The sequence below is a fragment of the Bradyrhizobium sp. URHC0002 genome (genome assembly GCF_054059515.1).
On the sequence record NZ_JBSSCF010000001.1, the window covers coordinates 4,692,899 to 4,708,349 of the forward strand.

The 15,451-nt window shown below is 61.9% G+C and carries 14 protein-coding genes and 1 pseudogene; 11 read left to right on the forward strand and 4 right to left on the reverse strand.

The annotated features are described in order from the left end of the window. Positions 1-72: 72 nt before the first annotated feature. From ACVWVY_RS22720 to ACVWVY_RS22735, 4 genes are all read right to left on the reverse strand, one after another. Positions 73-405: a hypothetical protein gene (locus tag ACVWVY_RS22720; protein ID WP_456628477.1), complete on the reverse strand. Its 333-nt coding sequence runs from the start codon at positions 403-405 to the stop codon at positions 73-75. Positions 406-425: 20 nt separating this feature from the next. Further along, positions 426-1,400 (reverse strand): hypothetical protein, encoded by a 975-nt coding sequence (locus ACVWVY_RS22725; protein ID WP_456628478.1) that lies wholly within the window; start codon positions 1,398-1,400, stop codon positions 426-428. Continuing rightward, entirely contained in the window at positions 1,400-2,002 is a 603-nt protein-coding gene (locus tag ACVWVY_RS22730; protein ID WP_456628479.1) for a hypothetical protein, read from the reverse strand. The genes ACVWVY_RS22725 and ACVWVY_RS22730 overlap by 1 nt, the downstream gene beginning before the upstream one ends. 866 nt (positions 2,003-2,868) lie before the next feature. Continuing rightward, positions 2,869-3,849 (reverse strand): sugar-binding transcriptional regulator, encoded by a 981-nt coding sequence (locus ACVWVY_RS22735; protein ID WP_456628480.1) that lies wholly within the window; start codon positions 3,847-3,849, stop codon positions 2,869-2,871. Between the two features lie 166 nt (positions 3,850-4,015). Between ACVWVY_RS22735 and ACVWVY_RS22740 the strand changes: the two genes are divergently transcribed. From ACVWVY_RS22740 to ACVWVY_RS22790, 11 genes and pseudogenes are all read left to right on the forward strand, one after another. Next, entirely contained in the window at positions 4,016-5,218 is a 1,203-nt protein-coding gene (locus ACVWVY_RS22740) for an ABC transporter substrate-binding protein (RefSeq protein ID WP_456628481.1), read from the forward strand. Continuing rightward, the gene (locus ACVWVY_RS22745) at positions 5,215-6,036 is read left to right on the forward strand and encodes an ABC transporter ATP-binding protein (RefSeq protein ID WP_456628482.1); all 822 of its coding nucleotides are present in this window, start codon (positions 5,215-5,217) and stop codon (positions 6,034-6,036) included. Before ACVWVY_RS22740 ends, ACVWVY_RS22745 begins: the two co-directional genes overlap by 4 nt. Beyond that, a complete protein-coding gene (locus tag ACVWVY_RS22750) occupies positions 6,029-6,736 on the forward strand; it encodes an ABC transporter ATP-binding protein (protein ID WP_456628483.1) in 708 nt (235 codons plus the stop codon). Before ACVWVY_RS22745 ends, ACVWVY_RS22750 begins: the two co-directional genes overlap by 8 nt. A 7-nt stretch (positions 6,737-6,743) precedes the next feature. Next, positions 6,744-7,598, forward strand: a pseudogene (locus ACVWVY_RS22755) (branched-chain amino acid ABC transporter permease); the annotation flags it as partial. 162 nt (positions 7,599-7,760) lie between these two features. Next, on the forward strand, positions 7,761-8,657 hold the full coding sequence (locus ACVWVY_RS22760) for a branched-chain amino acid ABC transporter permease (RefSeq protein ID WP_456632287.1): 897 nt from the start codon (positions 7,761-7,763) through the stop codon (positions 8,655-8,657). Continuing rightward, positions 8,654-10,006 (forward strand): amidase, encoded by a 1,353-nt coding sequence (locus tag ACVWVY_RS22765; RefSeq protein ID WP_456628484.1) that lies wholly within the window; start codon positions 8,654-8,656, stop codon positions 10,004-10,006. The genes ACVWVY_RS22760 and ACVWVY_RS22765 overlap by 4 nt, the downstream gene beginning before the upstream one ends. Then, the gene (phnA, locus tag ACVWVY_RS22770; protein WP_456628485.1) at positions 9,993-11,285 is read left to right on the forward strand and encodes a phosphonoacetate hydrolase; all 1,293 of its coding nucleotides are present in this window, start codon (positions 9,993-9,995) and stop codon (positions 11,283-11,285) included. The genes ACVWVY_RS22765 and phnA overlap by 14 nt, the downstream gene beginning before the upstream one ends. A 3-nt stretch (positions 11,286-11,288) precedes the next feature. Then, positions 11,289-12,575 carry an alkaline phosphatase family protein gene (locus ACVWVY_RS22775; protein ID WP_456628486.1) on the forward strand — a complete coding sequence of 429 codons (1,287 nt, stop codon included), beginning with the start codon at positions 11,289-11,291 and terminating at the stop codon, positions 12,573-12,575. Beyond that, entirely contained in the window at positions 12,568-13,689 is a 1,122-nt protein-coding gene (locus tag ACVWVY_RS22780; RefSeq protein ID WP_456628487.1) for an ABC transporter ATP-binding protein, read from the forward strand. Before ACVWVY_RS22775 ends, ACVWVY_RS22780 begins: the two co-directional genes overlap by 8 nt. Beyond that, the gene (locus ACVWVY_RS22785; RefSeq protein WP_456628488.1) at positions 13,686-14,618 is read left to right on the forward strand and encodes a carbohydrate ABC transporter permease; all 933 of its coding nucleotides are present in this window, start codon (positions 13,686-13,688) and stop codon (positions 14,616-14,618) included. Before ACVWVY_RS22780 ends, ACVWVY_RS22785 begins: the two co-directional genes overlap by 4 nt. After that, positions 14,615-15,448 (forward strand): carbohydrate ABC transporter permease, encoded by an 834-nt coding sequence (locus ACVWVY_RS22790; protein WP_456628489.1) that lies wholly within the window; start codon positions 14,615-14,617, stop codon positions 15,446-15,448. Before ACVWVY_RS22785 ends, ACVWVY_RS22790 begins: the two co-directional genes overlap by 4 nt. Positions 15,449-15,451 lie beyond the last annotated feature (3 nt).

Below are 15,451 nucleotides of genomic sequence, written 5' to 3' on the forward strand. Positions count from 1 at the left end.
CCAGCGTCGCACAATTTTCGAGGGGCAGACGATGCTGGAGCGTCCCCGCGAGGGGCGCCAACACCGGGCGCGTTACTGCCGCGGGGAGATATGAAGGAACTGACCCTTACAGGTGGTATCGTTATCGTTTATTACGAAATTGATCACTTTTCCGCCCATCAAGGCGGCAAGTGCTGTTGCGTACGCCGCCTGCACATTTTCAACTGCTGGTTTTTCCCACGATAGCCACGTGCCCGCGGGACAGGTGGTATTTCCGACATCCATTTGAAGCACGAATTTTCCCGGCATGTAGGTAGGTTCTAGCAACGTCACATGCCCAGTAATGAATTGTATTGCATGCGCTGGCGCCGCTGCAAACGGAATCAGTGATAGTCCACCCACAATGATCAAAGGTAGCGGTTTCATGCTCAGCTCCTTCCAGATGCTTATTTTCGCGCGCTTTCCATGAGCTCCTTCAATGCCTCGAGGTGCGGAGGCAGCTTTTGCGTGGCCTCCGTGGCAGGGCGCGCCGCCAGGATGAAATGCGATGTTGATGGCGGCGCGATACTGCTTGGCCAAGCATTGTTCATCAGCGAAAAAACGAAATCCGTCTCGCGTTTCGCAACATTGTGACAGTTCATGCAACCCGTGATGATGTTACTCTGGTCGAAGGTCTCCAACGTGACATTGGTGAAAGCCGAGGACGCTCCGGATCCAGGAAACGTATTCGCCGGCGTACCAGGCAGGCTGGGGCTGCTCGGTTGCAGCGGCCATTGCGTCATGACCAGCTGGTAAAATTGCCATGGCCCGCCAATGCCCTGTAGCGCCGCACGGTACTTGGTGTTGGTATTCGCGGTGGATGCGTGAATGGGTGTGGATGTCAGCCGCTGCACATTGAACACGATTGGACTTGCATTAGGCGGGAAGGGATTCGGATTAGACGGAGGCATGGGTGTCCCGTCTCCCTTATTGTATGCAAACGGGGCAGCCGAGATGCCGCCAGGCACATTGTCAACATGTTCGAAGGTGGACCAGATCCATTGGGGTCGCGATGGCGTCTTCTGTACGATGTGCAAGCCTACGAGCCCTACGGTCGTCCGGCTACAAGTGGGGGTGGGCGCGGCAAACGGGTTCATCACCCACGCGGTGCGTGTATAATATCGCTGTGGATTCGGGACGTTTGTCATGTCCATCCATGCAGCTTTGATATCGATTGCGCCGTTCTGGAAAGTAGTCTCTCCCGAGGAGGGGAAATTTGCCCTCAAATAGAGGCCTTGGCTCACGATCTGATTGTATTCGATCTTATTGAAGTAGGTGGAATAACGCGTGTAGATGCTGTTCTGTGCTGGAAGCGGCCCAACTAAGCTGCCGAAGCCGGCCGCTTGACCGAGGTTGCCGAATTTCGAAAACGAGGCCAGCACTATATCGCCAAACCCACCTTAAGGGAGCTTGCACCAAAGATCGGGTAAGTCAAAACATTCGACCTAGCGGGGGGTGACCCAAAGATCGGGTAAGTCAAATCAGGACCAAAGCTGACAGCAGGCACATTCGACGTCGAAATCAAATCAGGACTAAAGCCGACAAAAGACACATCCGACGTAGAGCAAGGATTCTGCCCATCATAGCTTTCCCAAGCTGAAGGTGCCGATGGAGGACTGCTTCCATCCGGACTCGGTTGGAAAACTTCCCATTCGGCCTTGAATGTTTCAAATACTAGTGGGCCGGGCGAGCCGATGACCTTGCTCGTGTCGGGAACCCCACGCGCGCCGTGCTGCACCGGCCAAACCGCGGCTACGAAAGAGCGCCACGAGAAGTCGTCAAAAAAGGCAATCGGATTGCCACTGAAGTTACTTGGAATACACACATCAGCCGGCATTTGAGAAGAAATCATAACTGGGGGTGAAGCCGGGCACTGCTGTGCGACGGCAACCAGGGGCACGAAAATAAGAGGCAACCCGAGTAGATGAAAAGCGAGATGGCGATGCAACAGCCCTGTGACCAACGTTCCCAATTTTGGTTTCATGGCTCCGCCTCGTTGCAGCCAAAGAACTCGCCATTGTCGCCGTGTACCCGTGCGCACGCGGCGAGGTGCTCAGTGAGAGACCGGCACAAAAGGACTGTCGGTTTGTTTTATTGAGAGTGCGATGCCCGCCGATGGCATTTCCAGCTGCCCATTCGCCTCAAACGGAGACGTCGGCACGTCCCGTCTCGAATTGCAACTCCAAGAAGAGTACACGATCCCACGCCCGTGCAAAAGACCTCATATTGGCCGAGGCGGCACAAACAATTCGGTCAAGACCACTGACCCCATATCCGAGTCGGGTCAAAAATCGGCAGTGCTCTGATTGAGCAGAAAATTTCAGCTTAGCCCTCAAAGGCCGACATCCTCGTCTTTATGGGTGCCCGCCCGGACGTGGCGATGGATGATTGCGCATTTTGTGATGCGCGAACGCGCTCTGGTCACTTGCCGACGGGAGGCGGTGGAATCACCGGCAGGACGGTAGGCGCGGGAGGGATCACCGGCATTTGACTTGGCTCTGTCACTGTGACGTTCAGTGCAGCCGATTGCTGGAGTGACTGCCGCCGAGTTCTTCCAACGTGTACGGGGGGACAATCGACTACGTTGTTTTCGTTCAGCATGAAAACGGCAGCCGTTCCGCCATCGGTTGCTTTCGGTTACGAGGCTTCGCGAATTAGTATCGCATGAAAAGCTAACCTTTTCCCCTTGTGGAGAAGGTGGACCGCTGACGCGAAGCGGCAGCGAGCCGGATGAAAGGTTCTCTCCGCGGAGACAGGCCCCTCATCCGCCTGCGCTTCGCTACGGCACCTTCTCCCACAAGGGGAGAAGGGAAGGAATATCCTCACGCGCTAATGCGGCTAGGCAAACTTTTAATCCAGCAGTTTGGACGCGGCCGCTTCATCCGTGACCAGGACCTGGCCAAAGCCAGCCAACAGCCCGGCGCGAATAATGGGGACCTTGTGCTTGCCTCCCGCGGCGAGAATCCGATGCCTGATCTGAAGCACGTGGTCGATCGGCGGATGGATCGTCCGCTGCACCAGGGGGTGGCGAAGCGGCTTGCCTGACGAATCGAGGTAGTGACCGCAAATATCCCCGACAGCACCGGCTTCAAGCAACGAAGCCCAGGTTTCCCGAGAAATGACCTCGTATTCGAGCGCCTTTGATTGCTCGGAGAGGTCGATCGCGCTCAACAGCGCCACGTCGAGGGACGGCACCATGGCGAGCACCGAGCGAACGGGCTCACTCGCGACCAGGATGTCCCTTAGCTCCGCCGTCTCGGCGAACATCGGCGCGGTCAGATAATAGCATCGTGCGCCGAGCGCCCGGGCAATCATGGTTGCATTGTCATACGGATTGATCGGCGCGCTTTCGGCCAACCCGCCGGACAGCAGCACCACACGCGTGCCGTCTCCGGATCGCTGCGGCAGGTTTTGAGCTGCGGCATTGATGGTGCCTCCCCAGGTGATTCCGAGCGAACCCGACGGCGGAAGGCACTCGGCGACGTATCGCGCGGCGGCGGCTCCAACGAAGGAGCGCACATCGGTGCCGCCCATTGGGACCGGGACCACGATCGCGTGCCGCAGACTGAATTTGCGGATGAGTTCTTCTTCAAGCTCCGTGCGTTGGCCCGACGGGTCGGCGATCGTGATTTGAACGAAGCCGCTTTCCCGGGCGTCGCCGAGGATCCGGTTGACGCGCTTGCGGGTCATCTTCAGCCGCTGCGCGATCGCGTCCTGGGTTTGACCTTCCCTGAAATAGTACCAGCAGATTTTGGCCACCAAGGCGGCGTCGGCTCGACCATCGCTGGCTTCGCCTTCGTTTGGTGCCGCTTGCGGGCCTCGAATCAACACGCCCGATCCTCCGATCAGCTTCAGGAATCCGCTCTTTGCCTGTTTCCGGGTCGGATTGGCAAATCTTCATACTTGTCCACAAGTGCCCAAATGTACCTCATCCGTCACAAATGTGTTACGTGGGCGCTCTATCTGTCCGCCGAGCTTGGGAAACAGGAGATCGTCCATGCGTCGGCTGATCGTCGGATCACTATTGTTGTGCGGCTGGGCCACGTCCGCCCCCGCGCAATTTTCCGACAACAGGATCGTCATCGGTGTGATGGGTGATCAAAGCGGCGTTGTCGCTGACGTCGGCGGACCCGGATCGATCCTGGCGGCGCGCATGGCGGTCGAGGATTCGGGCGGAACCGCTGGCGGTGTCCCGATCGAGATCATCACCGCCGACCATCAGAACAAGCCCGACGTCGCGTCTGCGATTGCCCGCGAATGGTTCGACCGGCGCGGTGTCGACGTCATCGCCGACTTGCCGCATTCCGGTGTGGTCTTCGGCTTGATGGCGATTGCCACTGAAAAAAAACGTTCCCTGATGATATCGGGCGCTGCCAGCGTCGAGATAACCGGCGGGCGCTGCTCTCCCTTTGCCACGCACTGGACTGACGACACCTATTCGCTCGCGCGCGGGACCGGCGCCGCGCTGATGCAGCAGGACCTGAAGTCCTGGTATTTTCTCACCGCGGATTATGCATTCGGCCACGATCTCGAAAAGGACGCCGCGCGTGTCGTCGAGGAACGTGGAGGCAAGGTGACCGGAAGCGCTCGTCACCCGCTGAGCACGGCCGATTTCTCCGCGCTTCTCCTACGCGCGAAATCCTCGCAGGCGCAGGTCGTCGCTCTGGCGAGCGCCGGCGCCGACACCGTCAACGCCATCAAGCAGGCGGGCCAGTTTGGCATCATGCGCGGTGGCCAGCGCGTCGCGGCTCTCCATGCGTTCGTCACCGACATCAACAGTGTCGGTCTCGAAGCGGCCCAGGGCCTGATCATCACGTCAGGTTTTTACTGGAATGACACCGACGGGACTCGCGCCTTCGCGGAACGCTTTTTCAAAGCTCATGGACGCATGCCGACCCGTGAACAAGCCGGCGTCTATACGAGCGTGCTGCACTATATCAAGGCCGCCAGCCAGGCGAAGACCGACGACGCCGCTATCGTGAACACGGAAATGCGAAAGCTGCCCGTCGATAAATTCGGTCGGCAGGTGCACATCCAGGAAAACGGCCGTGTCATCTACGATCTCGGGGTCTATCGCGTGAAGACCCCGGCCGAGAGCAAGGCTCCGTGGGACTATTATGAGCGCATCGCTACCGTCCCGGCCGACACAGCCTTCCGCTCGATCGATACCGCGGGTTGCGCCGCACCGGGCGTTCGATGACGACCCTCCTTCTTGATCATCCGCAGCCGGCGGCCGCGCCGATTGCTTCGGCCGTTCGAAAGCGCGCTGCAGCATCGCTGCTGACCGTCCGCGACCTGACGGTTCGCTTCGGCGATTTCGCGGCGGTTCGCGGTGTCTCGATCGATCTCGACACAAGGTCGATCCATGCGGTGATCGGACCCAACGGGGCAGGCAAGACCACGCTTTTCAACGCGATCAGCGGCTTTGTGAAGCCAACCGCCGGCCAGGTTCGTCTCGACGGTGCGGATGTAACGGCGATCTCACCGAACCGTCTTGCGCGGCTCGGGCTCGCCCGATCGTTTCAGATATGCTCGATTTTCCCAAATCTCTCCGTCGCGGATAATATCCGCACGGCACTCGCGCTGAACGTGCGGGGTCTGCAGCTCCTGCGCGGCCGTTCGCGACGGGACGAAAATGAAGCAAGGGTCGGGCATCTTCTCGATCAGGGAGGGCTGACGGACGAAAGCGAACGCCGGGCCGCGGATCTGCCCTATGGTCGCCGGCGACTGCTTGAGATCGTCACGACGATCGCGATGGCGCCGAAATGTCTGCTGCTCGACGAGCCGACGGCGGGTCTGGCTCGGGAAGACATCGCGCCTGTCGCGGACCTGATCAAAACGGTCGCCGCTACCTGTGGCGTCCTTCTGGTCGAGCACAATCTGCAGGTCGTGAAAAGTCTGGCAGAGAAAGTCACGGTGCTCGCGGAAGGTTCGGTCCTCTGTGAGGGCAGCTACGACGAGGTCGCGCGCGACCCCCGCGTGATCGACGCCTACATCGGAGCCGAGCGTCATGCCTGAGGCGGTTTCGATGCGCCTCTCGCATGTGCAAGCATGGTATGGCGATTCTCAGGCGCTGTTCGGCGTCGGGTTCGCGGTTCGGCCAGGTGAGGTGACCTGTCTGGTCGGCCGCAACGGCGCGGGCAAGACAACCGTCCTTCGCGCCATCATGGGATTACTGTCGCGACAAACCGGCAGCATTGTCTTGTCCGGGCGCGAAGCAAGCGGAATGCGCCCATATGAGCGTACGCGGTTCGGCATCGGCTATTGCCCCGAAGAGCGGGCGATCTTCTCCAGCCTCACCGTCGAGGAGAATCTTGCCCTTCCTCCAGCAGTCTGCGCCGAGGGCATCGCCAAGGCTGACATCTTCGCGCTGTTCCCGAATCTTCGCACAAGGGGACGCCATTACGGCGACCAGCTTAGCGGCGGCGAGCAGCAAATGCTCGCGATCGCCCGGATTTTGCGCACCGGCGCGCAGACGCTTCTGCTGGACGAACCCACCGAGGGGCTGGCGCCGGTCATCGTCCGGCAGATCGAGCATGCGCTGATCGAACTCAAGCGCTGCGGCTACACGATCCTGCTGGTGGAACAAAACCTCGACTTCGTCCTGCATCTCGCCGATCGGGTGGTGGCGATCGAAAGCGGTGCGATTGTGGACGACCTCGAAATCCGAGGCGGCGAGCACGTCAAGGCTCGGCTCCTCGAACGTCTTGCGCTGTGATTCCCGCATGACAGATCTCGTCCTCGGCTACCTCACCATCGGCCTCGTCAACGGCTCGTTCTATGCGCTGCTCAGTCTCGGACTGGCGCTTATCTTCGGCCTTCTCAACATTCTCAACATGACGCATGGCGTGCTCTACATGATGGGCGCGTTTGCTGCATGGGCCGGTTCTCGCTATCTCGGACTGGGCTATTTCGGCGGGCTGGTTTTCGCGCCGCTCTGCGTTGCTGCTTTCGGCATCATCCTCGAGCGTTCGTTGCTGCGTCGAACCTACGGCCTCGATCCGCTGTACGGGTTCATGCTGACGTTCGGCGCGGCGATGGTCGTTCAGGGTGGCTTCCAGGCCTATTTCGGTTCGACCGGACTTCCGTACGCCGCGCCGGATTGGTTGGCCGGCGGGCTGGACCTCGGCTTCCTGTATTTCCCGGCCTACCGGCTTTGGGTCGTTGCGGTAGCGCTTGTCGTCTGTGTGATCGTCTGGATCGCCATTGCGCGCACGCGTCTTGGTTCGGTTCTGCGCGCGTCGTCCGAAAATGCAGCGACTGCCGAAGCGCTGGGCGTCGGCGTGCCTCGTGTCTTCGCTGCCACTTTTGCCCTGGGCGCTGCGCTAGCGGGACTGGCAGGCGCGCTGGCCGCACCGATCTACCAGGTCTCCCCGCTGATGGGCTCGGACATCCTGCTTGTCGTCTTTGCAATCATCGTTATCGGCGGCATGGGTTCGATCGGGGGAACCATCGTCTCGAGTTATGCCCTCGCGCTGATCGAGAGCCTTACGCAGGCGCTGGTCCCGCAGGCGGCAAGCTTCATCGTTTTCGCCTTCATGTGCGTTGTGCTTCTGCTTCGGCCGCAGGGGCTGTTCGGCATTTCGGTGGTTCGATCGCACGAATTCCTGGCGGCCCGGCTGCCGTGGATTGAGCCTGCGGATAAGGCAACCGCCGCCAAACGCCTGACCGGCTTGGTGCCGGCGCTCGCCGCCGTCGCGGCGCTGTTGGCACTGCCGATGCTGCTTTATCCCGTCTATCTGATGAAGATCTTCTGCTTCGCCGTGTTCGCGGCTTCATTCAATTTCCTGCTGGGCTTTGCCGGCATCATGTCCTTTGGCCAGGCGGCCTTGTTCGGTACGGCGGCATATCTCACGGCGCATGCGGCAAGGGAGTGGGCTCTGCCGCCGGAAGCCGCGATCGGCGTCGGGATAGCGGCGGCGCTCGTTCTCGGGATAGTCATGGGCGTCTTTGCGATCAGGCGCCGGGGCATCTATCAGGCGATGATCACGCTGGCGATCGCGCAGATGGTCTATTTCGTCTATGTGCAGGCCAGCTTCACCCATGGCGAGGATGGCATCCAGTCAGTCCCCCGCGGCATGTTGCTGGGGTTGATCGATCTTCGCAACGACACCAATGTCTACTGGCTCAGCGCTGCCGCCATGCTCGGCGTGCTGTTCGGCCTGCGTCGCCTGATCAACTCTCCGTTCGGGATGATGTTGATCGCCATTCGCGACAATGAACGGCGGGCCCTGTCGCTGGGGCACAATGTCGACGGATACAAACTCGCTGCATTCGGCATCGCTTCCTTCTGCGCCGGCATCGCCGGCGCCATGAGTGCCATCGTCTTCCAGCTGGCCACCTTGTCCGGCGTGCATTGGCATCTCTCGGGCGAAACCGTGCTGATGGCGTTGATCGGCGGCATCGGCACATTCGGCGGGCCTCTCGTCGGCGCGGCCGTATTGGTGACGATGCAGCATTTCCTGTCGCCGTTCGGTGCCTGGATCGTGGCAATTCAGGGCGCCGTCTTTGTTCTTTGCGTCCTGCTGTTTCGCGACGGGTTATTGCCCCATGCCCTTGCCCTCGTCGCAAATCTTCGCCGGCGAGATGCAGCGTCGAAAGCCGCCGGTGTCCCGCAGGCGATGGAGGCTCTCCGATGAATGACGTATCGGGCACCCAGCGGCTCACGCTCGGTTCGAATGGCAAGCGATTGAACGAATTGTCGGCCCGCACAATCGTCAGCGCGATCCGCGATCGCCGGCTAACGGCGATATCCGTGATGGAAGCCTGCCTGGAGCGGATTGCCGTTCGCGATCCGCAGGTGAAGGCCTGGAGTTTCCTCGACGCCGATCTGGCGCGAGAACGCGCACGGCTGGCAGATCAATGGCAGGCGGCTGGATACCCGCTCGGCCGGCTGCATGGTCTGCCGGTCGGCGTGAAGGATGTGTTCGATACCAGCGACATGCCGTCCGAATACGGCAGCGGAAGTTTGCGTGGGCGCAGGCCAACCGAAGACGCGGATGCCGTCAGCATGCTGCACGGAGCCGGGGCGCTCATCGTCGGCAAGACGAGCACGTCCGAATTCGGAATGTATCATCCCAGTCCGACCCATAATCCCCTGGATCTGTCGCGCTCACCGGGCGTGTCGTCGGCGGGGTCCGCGGCGGCCGTCGTCGATCACATGGTTCCGCTGGCGCTCGGCACCCAGCACACGGCATCCACGACGCTCCCCGCTTCGTTTTGCGGCGCGTTCGCCTTCAAACCATCCTTCGGTTTCACGAGCATGCGGGGGTCGAACGTGCTGGTCCCCCGCATGGCGCATGTCGGCCTGCTGGCCCGGTCCGTCGACGACCTCACGCTGTTTGCCGGAGCGTTCGATCGCAGGCTCGCGGAAGTCGAAGCACTGCGGCATCCGCCCAGGCTCGGTTTGGTCCGCGGGCCGGGCTGGCACTTGGTAAGTCCCGGCGCGCGTCAGGCGCTCGATCGTTTGGTCGCCGGACTGCCTGCAGCCGTGGCGGATGTCGATCTTCCGCGCGAATTCGATATGGCGCTGGAGGTTGTGCTGGGTCTTCTGAACGCTCACCTGGCGCATCGCTTCGGTGCCCTGCCGGAGGAAACGTTCCGCAGTTTCTGCCCTCCACTGCAGGAGGGCATTGTTGCCGGGCGCGCGTTGAGCGCCGCACATTATCTCGAACTCGAGGCCATGGCCGACCGGCTCACCGCGCTGGCCGCTTCATTGTTCCATGATCATGACGCCTTGATCACGCTCTCCGCGCCAGGAGAGGCCACGCGCCTCGAGGAGGGACCGGGCTCCGGCGCCATGTCCATGCCCTGGAGCCTGTGCGGACTACCGACCGTGTCCTTGCCACTGCTGCGCGGAGTGAATGGCATGCCGATCGGCGTTCAGCTCGTTGGCCGTCAGGGTGACGACCGCAATCTTCTCAGCGTGGCCGCATGGCTCACAGACGCTGCAACCCTCAACGTTGAGTCTTCCCATGAACAAGCCTGAACGAATCTTGACCGATGTCGCGCCCTATCGCACGGAGAGACCTCTGGTGAGGGTGAACGGGCGCGCCTATGCGTGGCCGAAACATCCGGCAGTAGTCATCTGTTTCGACGGCTGCGATCCGGCCTATATCGAGTCTGCCAGCGCCGCCGGGGCCATCCCTGCCATCGACCGGATGCGGCGCGAAGGCTTCGCCGCCTCCGCGCTCGCGGCAATGCCGACATTCACCAATCCCAACAACGTGTCCATCGTCTGTGGTGTGCCGCCCGCCGTTCACGGTGTCTCCGGCAATTTCTATCTCGACCGCGATACCGGCGCCGAAATCATGATGGTAGATGCTAGCCCCGTGCGCGCGCCGACCATTCTGGCGGCGTTCTCGCAAGCGGGGGCCAAGGTTGCCGCCGTTACCGCCAAGGACAAGCTGCGCAAGGCGCTCGGTCATGGGCTCGACGGCATCGCTTTCTCTGCCGAGAAAGCCGACGAGGCGAGCGATGTGGAGAACGGCATCTCCGCGATCGGTGCGCTGGTCGGGCGGGGAGCGCCAGACCAGTATTCGGCCGATCTTTCCTTGTTCGTGCTCGATGCCGGAATTCGCCTGCTTGAAACCCGCCGGCCAGACCTGACTTATCTGTCGCTTTCCGACTATGTGCAGCACAAGCATGCGTCGGATGCTCCGGAAGCGATCGCCTTCATGCGCGCGGTGGACCAGCGGTTCGCAAAGATGATCGCGCTCGGCGCCTGCGTCGGGATCGTCGCCGACCATGGCATGAACGACATGGCCCACCCGGGCGGCGAGCCCAACGTCGTCTATCTTGGCGACCTTCTGGATGCCGCCTTCGGTGCGGGCACGACCCGCGTCATCTGCCCGATCACCGATCCCTTCGTGCGTCACCATGGCGCTCTGGGCGGTTTTGTCCGTGTCCATCTGCACCGGGCGGAGCCTTCCATCACCACGGTGTTGAACTTCATTCGGCAGATTCCCGGCGTCTGCATGGCGGCTTCGCGTGAGGAAGCGTGCCTGCGCTTCGAGCTGCCGGAGGATCGCGAAGGTGACATCGCTGTGGTGGCGAGGTCGGGCGCAGCCCTCGGCGACCACGCAAGCGATCACGACATTTCGCAGCTCGCGGGTGAGCGGCTGCGTTCGCATGGCGGGCTCGCCGAGCAAGTGGTGCCGTTCATTCTCTCTCACCCGCTGAAGGCCGAACGGGTTGAGGGCAGGGCAGGGAAACCGCTCCGCAACTACGATGTCTTTTCGGTCCTGCTCAACGATATGGAAGTCTGATTTATGCCTCGCGCCATTCTCGTTATCCTCGATGGTCTTCGCCGCGATCTCGTGACGCGGCAGACTACCCCCCGTCTTGCCGCCTTCGCCGAGCGCTCCGAGCAGTTCGCCGCCCATCGCACGGTGTTTCCGTCCTGCACGCGGGTGGTCTCGGCGAGCCTGGCGACCGGTTGCCATCCGGCGCGCCACGGCTTGCAGGGCAACACCATGGCACTCATGGAAGGCGGTCGCCTCGTTAGGCACGATGCGGGGCAGCCCGATTTTCTCCAGCACAAGCGCCGGGTCACCGGTCGCTCGCTGGCCGTACCGACCCTGGCGGAACGCCTGACAGGCAGCGGCGGCGCCATCATTTTCAGCAACGTTTCGCCGGGAGCGGCCTATGCGCACGATCCGGATGGATTTGGGCGCGTCTATCATCGCGCCGGCTCGTTCGGCCACGCCCGCGTTCCGCTGCCGGAAGACGAGCAGCTTCGCGTCACGAAGGACGTCGAAGGCGACCGGGCGATGACCGAGCGCTTCATCCGCGAAGCGGTGTTGCCCGAATCCGATCCGCCCGCGCTTGCGGTGTTGTGGCTGGGCGAGCCGGATGCCACCCAGCACGCGCTGCCCATGGGATCGCCAGGTCATCTTGCGGTGTTGGCAGAGGCTGACCGCAATGCCGGACGCGTCATGGACGCAGTGGCTACGCTTGCGGACAGGGACGATGTTCTCCTGCTGATAGGGTCGGATCACGGTCATCAAACTGTGAGCGGCGCGATCGACATCGATGAAGAGCTCGTCACCGCCGGATTGAAGGAAAGCCTTGAATCGACCGACGTGGTCGTCGCCTCGAACGGCACTTCGGCGCTGCTCTACGTCCATCCCGATTTCGTCGCCCGCACGCCGCTCGTCGGCGACTTTCTCGCCAATCAGGAATGGGCGGAAACCGTCCTTCACGGAAGCGCGCTGGCGTCGGTGGGGCAGGGTGGGGATCACGGCCTCGCTTTTGCGGTTTCGATGCGCGCGAGCGATGAGCCCAATGAATACGGTGTGGCCGGCACCAGCCTCGTGGCGGAGCGCGCCGGTGACAAGGCAGACGTTCTTGGCAGTGGCCAGCACGGTGGCCTTGGAGCGGGCGAGCAATCGCCCTTCCTGATGATCGACGGTGCGGGTTTCAGCCGCGGCGCGGCACGGCAGGAGCCTTCCTGCATAACCGACATCGCGCCGACCATTCTCGCACATCTCGGGCTTCCCGCCTCCGGAATGGATGGGCGTCCGCTGCAGGCCGCGCCAGGAGGCCGCAATGGCTGAGATCGAATTGCGCCACATCAAGAAGAGCTACGGCGAAACCGCTGTCGTGAAGGGTGTGTCGCTGGACATTCGCGATGGGGAGTTTCTTACCCTGGTGGGCCCCTCCGGATGCGGCAAATCGACCTTGCTGCGGATCATCGCCGGGCTGGAGGCGGAGGATAGCGGTGAGATCATGGTGGGCGGCCGCTGCGTGAACGACAAGCGCCCCAAGGAGCGCGACGTCGCCATGGTGTTCCAGTCTTACGCGCTCTATCCCCATCTTAGCGTATTCGACAACGTCGCCTTGCCACTTCGGACCCGGCGCCTGAGCTTCGCCCAGCGGCTGCCATTTGTGGGCCGTGCATTGCCGGGACGCGGCGGCATTGAAAAGGCGATCCGCGCCGAGGTCGAGCAGGCAGCGAGCATGCTCGATATCGCCCATCTGCTGCAGCGCAAGCCGGGTCAGCTTTCCGGCGGCCAGCGCCAGCGCGTCGCGCTGGGCCGCGCGATGGTGCGGCAGCCCGCAGTGTTCCTGATGGACGAGCCGCTGTCCAACCTCGACGCCAAGTTGCGGGTGCAGATGCGCGCGGAGATCATCGCGCTGCATCGCCGTCTGGGCGTCACCTTCGTGTACGTCACCCACGATCAGGCAGAAGCGATGACCATGTCCGACCGCGTCGCCGTGATGATGGGCGGCGAATTGCTTCAGGTCAGCCGACCGGAGCGGCTCTATCGCGATCCGCAGGACCTGCGGGTCGCCGAGATGATCGGCAGCCCGAAGATCAACGTGGTTTCTTGCGCAGATTGGATATCGCTGGGTGCTTCGCTTCCTCCAGGCGTTCACGGCAACACGAGGCACCTCGCGTTTCGTCCAGAGGCCGTCGGCATAGCCGCCTCCGGGGATGGAAAACTCAATGGTGTCGTCGCAAGCGTCGAGAATCTCGGCTCCGATATCTTCCTGAACGTGGCGCTTGGAGATGGGCGCGGCACCGTCATCGTGCGTACGCATCCCGACGCATCGCGTTCCGAACCGGGCCGTCCGGTCGGCCTTCAGATCGACCCGGCTTGCTTGCTGCAATTTGACGGCGCGGGCATGCGCCAGCGCCATGCCGAGCAAATCGAGGCCGCAGCGTGACAGCTCTTGATCAGGACTGCCGCCGCGGGGTCGGTGCGAAAGCAAGCTCCGCGAAGAGATCGGGAGAGCACGGGCTTGGCTGGCTCGCCGTATCGCCGGCACTGCTGCTTCTGATCGGCCTTCTGTTCGGCCCGGTCGCGGCAGTGGTGCTGTTCTCCCTGACGGACTGGCAGTTGGGATCATTTACTTTTCATTTCATCGGGACCGCAAATTTCAGGACGCTGTTCACGGACCCGACCTTCTGGAAGGCACTGAGCAATACGGTGGTTTATGTGGCCATCGTCGTGCCGGGCACGGTGCTGCTCGGTCTCGTCGTCTCTCTGCTGATCGAGGCCAGTCCCGGCCTGCGCGGTTTCTACCGGGCCGCCCATTTCCTTCCTGTGATGTCCACAATGTCGGCCATGGCGATCGTGTGGGGCACCATGCTGCATCCTACGATCGGCCTCGTGAACCGAGCGCTGGGGGCGATGGGGATTTCCGGGGTGAACTGGCTCAGGGACGAGCGTACGGCGCTGCTCGCTCTCGCCGTGATCGGCATATGGCAAGGCTTCGGCTTTGCCATGGTGCTGTTCGTATCCGGCCTGAAGGCCGTTCCGCAGCACCTCTACGACGCAGCCGCCGTTGACGGCGCCGACGGCGTTCTGGACCGGCTGCGTATCGTGACGTTGCCCATGCTGGGGCCGGTCACCATGTTCGTCGTCATCCTGACGGCGAAACGGTCCTTCGAGGTCTTCGACAGCGTCCGCGTACTGACCCAGGGCGGGCCGAACTATGCGTCCGAGGTGCTGCTGCATCGGCTCTACACCGAGAGCTTCGATTTTCTGCACATGGGATATGGCGCAGCGCTCACCGTGGTCTATCTCGGCATCGTCGTGCTGCTCACGCTGACACAGGCGCGGCTTCTCGAACAGCGGGTGCATTATTCGTGATCGCCCGCTTTCCAGATCGACGGTTCGTTGGCCGGCACGCGATTCTGATTCTCACTGCGGCTTTTGCGCTGCTGCCGTTCTTCTGGATGGTGAGCCTGTCGCTCAAACCGCCGGAAGAGATCTTTCAGGCCGATTTCCACTTTTGGCCGGCGGCCTTTCATGGCGTCGAGAATTACCGCGTCGCGCTGACCGCGGCGCCGATGTTCCGCTTCCTGTTAAACGGATTGCTGGTGTGCGCAGCGATCTTCGCGCTGCAGCTCCTTGTCTGCATTCCCTGTGCCTATGCCCTTGCAAAGCTGCGTTTTCACGGCAGGGATACCTTGTTCTCCGCGGTGCTGGTCGGCCTGCTGTTGCCGCCTCAAGCTCTCGCCATTCCGCATTTCGTCCTGTTGAACGTGTTTGGGCTGCTGGATACCTATGCGGCGCTGATCCTGCCGTGGGCGATCTCCACTTTCGGCATTTTCCTGCTGCGGCAGTTCTTTCGGTCCATACCGGACGAGATCATTCACGCAGCCCGCCTCGACGGGCTCGGCGAGTTCGAGATCATCTGGCGCATCATGATCCCGATGACCGCGCCGGCGCTGGCTGCCTTTGGCATCTTCTCGGTCGTGGCCCATTGGAACGACTTGTTCTGGCCGCTCATCGCGGTGCGCCGCGAGGAAATTTCCACGCCGGCGCTCGGCATTCTGCTCTTCCGTGACGATGAAGCCGGGCAGTTCTTCGGCCCGCTGATGGCCGGCGCCGTGATTATCGTAGCCCCGCTCCTCGTTGCATTCCTGATCGCGCAGCGCCGGTTCATCGACGGCCTCGCCGTAACGACCACAAAGTAAATC